The sequence below is a fragment of the Oleiphilus sp. HI0117 genome (assembly GCF_001635235.1).
On the sequence record NZ_LWGA01001202.1, the window covers coordinates 1 to 2767 of the forward strand.

Below are 2767 nucleotides of genomic sequence, written 5' to 3' on the forward strand. Positions count from 1 at the left end.
GTAACAGGTCCAGCGGTCTTCACCATGAAAAGGAATATCAGCACTCAGGTTCAGACTTTCACGATTTTGTTTTCGGTCTAAGGGAAAAAGTATCTCGGGTGAATAGCTTTGATCGTATTCAGTCCCTTTACCTAATTGGCTTTGATGAGCATCCGTCACTTTTTACTCCTAAGTTCTGAAAGTGAAAAAACTACGCTATGTACTGATTCTTATATATTAGCTTAGAGGCAAAATCATATTACGCTCTTATGCCTTTTCCGCGATTCAATAAGTAAAGCGCATAAGAAAAGCCTATTACGATAAATCCGCAAATCATCAAATATGAAATACCAATATCGACATCACTTACACCAAGAATACCATAGCGAAAAGCGTTAACCATATACAGTATAGGGTTAATTTGGGAGACCCCCTGCCAGAACTCAGGCAACAAACTGATACTATAAAAAACACCCCCCAAGTAAGTAAGTGGCGTCAATATAAACGTTGGCACTATCGATATGTCATCGAATTTTGTCGCATAAATCGCATTGATAAAACCGCCTATCGAGAACAGGATAGCCGTCAGAATAACAATGCTGGCCGTTACGGCGATATTTTCAACACGTAAATCGGTAAAACCCAGCGACAGTAGTGTCACGATCAGACCAACAGATATACCGCGACCAACACCGCCCATCACATAACCGGACAAGACTACCCAGTTAGGTACAGGTGAGACCAGAATTTCTTCAATGCTATGTTGAAACTTCATGCTAAAAAAAGAGGACACTACGTTAGCATAGGAGTTAGTAATCACTGACATCATGATTAAGCCGGGAACAATAAAGTCCATGTAGTCAAAACCGTCCATGTCACCAATTCTCGGGCCAATCAAGTTGCCAAAGATGACGAAGTACAAAGCCATCATTATCGCCGGTGGCAACAATGTTTGTACCCATATACGAGTAAAGCGACGAATCTCTTTGGTCACAATAGTCAAGAAAGCGACCCATACCTGATGCGCATTCATCTTACACTTCCTCCTGCGTTTTGGCGTTCTCAACCAAGTCCAAAAACAACTCTTCTAAGCGGTTTGCCTTGTTACGCATACTCCTGACCTGAATACTCAAACTGTCCAACTTGGAAAAAAGATCATTTATATTTTGCTCACTGCGCACATCAACTTCTAGCAGGCCCTCTTCGTTAAGTCTTGCCTCAAAGCCCTCTAGCAAAGGAACAGTGCTCATGGGTTTATCAAGTTCTAGCACAAAGGTTTCCAGATGCAATTGCTGTAATAAAGATTGCTTACTGGTATTTGTCAGAATTTTCCCTTGATCAATAATCGCAATGTTGCGGCATAGCGCTTCCGCCTCTTCCAGGTAGTGCGTCGTTAAGATAATTGTCGTACCCTGCTCATTGATTTCCTTTAGAAACTCCCACATTGAGCGTCGCAATTCGATATCTACACCCGCTGTGGGCTCATCAAGAATGAGCAATTTAGGCTTATGCACTAAAGCTCTGGCGATCATTAACCTTCTCTTCATACCCCCGGAGAGCATACGGGATGGTTCATTCCGTTTATCCCACAAGCCCAGTTTCTTCAGATAATGATCACAACTTTCCTCAGCTTCTGAAACGGGAATACCATAATAACCAGCCTGAGTAATAACGATATCACGGACCTTCTCGAACTGGTTGAAGTTAAACTCCTGAGGCACCACACCTAAACAGGTCTTTGCCTTAACCAACTGTTTATCGATGTCGTGGCCAAATATTTTGACCTCTCCAGAACTTTTATTAACCAAGGAAGAAACAATACCAAGTGTCGTTGATTTCCCCGCACCGTTAGGCCCCAATAAAGCGAAGAAGTCACCCTGCTCGACACTGACACTGACATTCTGCAAAGCGACATGACCATTACCATAAGTTTTGTTTAAGCCGCGAATCTCTAGAGCGTTTTGCATGATTTGTTTAGTGCCTGCTTGTAAGTAGAGAGGTAAAGTGGAGTGCTCTATCTTGGGGTTAGGCAAAGGAATTTCAAGTCACCAAGGAATGAATATCCGCTTATCTCGAAGAAAGGGTTCTGCATCCTATCGGTAATTTCGCAGGAAGACCTCTTCTCCCATATATTGAATCTGCTGATCAATCATTTTCTCAAAAGGCTTCAACAAAGTTTCGCTATCAATATTTTCATCCAATAGGGGCAGCACTTTTGCGACCGCTTCAATTGTTGATAATGAAAACTCATGTGTCGATTTGCGGATACGATAGCGACTTTTCCCGGCATTTAACAGGGCGAGTGTCGGCAAACTTTGCAGCCAAGTATTCACCAAAACCAGCTCCCGGGTATTCCTCCAGGTGCCATCGAGGATAACTAGCGAATCATATTGTTGTAGCGACTTTAAAAGCGGTGAAGCTAGATCGCTCAGATCTAATACAAGATGTTCTTCGTCATCAGATAGCGACTCAGGATACAACAGCAAAGGGCTGCAAGCGCCATGCTTTGCTAGCAAAGAGAAGCATTTTTCTCGGTCAAATCTTAGGCCGTTCAGCACCTCTACGCCAGATAACCCCTGCTGGATTAATGGCACAGTCGAAAGCGGCTTCTTTTGTTCGTCATCGTGCTGAAAAATAATCAGAGTTCTTGTGTTGCTCTGTTTGCTTATCGATGCACACAAGCAAACTTTTTCAGGCCTATTGCACCGTTGACAATACACTCTCGCCATCGCTTATCTTCTTTCAGCCAATAAAAAAGGCAGTGTGAATCATCAAACTGCCTTTTATC

3 protein-coding genes and 1 pseudogene are annotated in these 2767 nt (G+C 42.9%); all 4 read right to left on the bottom strand.

Annotated features, from left to right (window positions below; translation table 11 throughout):
• Positions 1 to 159: pseudogene (locus A3757_RS28175) on the bottom strand (NADPH-dependent 7-cyano-7-deazaguanine reductase QueF); the annotation flags it as partial.
• Positions 160 to 238: 79 nt separating this feature from the next.
• The gene (locus A3757_RS21050; RefSeq protein ID WP_068508962.1) at positions 239 to 1012 is read right to left on the bottom strand and encodes an ABC transporter permease; all 774 of its coding nucleotides are present in this window, start codon (positions 1010 to 1012) and stop codon (positions 239 to 241) included.
• A gap of 1 nt (position 1013) precedes the next feature.
• Positions 1014 to 1946 carry an ABC transporter ATP-binding protein gene (locus A3757_RS21055; protein ID WP_068508960.1) on the bottom strand — a complete coding sequence of 311 codons (933 nt, stop codon included), beginning with the start codon at positions 1944 to 1946 and terminating at the stop codon, positions 1014 to 1016.
• Positions 1947 to 2072: 126 nt separating this feature from the next.
• The gene (locus A3757_RS21060) at positions 2073 to 2708 is read right to left on the bottom strand and encodes a tRNA-uridine aminocarboxypropyltransferase (protein WP_068508958.1); all 636 of its coding nucleotides are present in this window, start codon (positions 2706 to 2708) and stop codon (positions 2073 to 2075) included.
• Positions 2709 to 2767 lie beyond the last annotated feature (59 nt).

Excerpts from the sequence above, each read along its gene's own strand:
- A3757_RS21055 (WP_068508960.1), bottom strand. The coding sequence starts at position 1,946 with ATGCAAAACGCTCTAGAGATTCGCGGCTTAAACAAAACTTATGGTAAT.
- A3757_RS21060 (WP_068508958.1), bottom strand. The coding sequence starts at position 2,708 with ATGGCGAGAGTGTATTGTCAACGGTGCAATAGGCCTGAAAAAGTTTGC.
- A3757_RS21050 (WP_068508962.1), bottom strand. The coding sequence starts at position 1,012 with ATGAATGCGCATCAGGTATGGGTCGCTTTCTTGACTATTGTGACCAAA.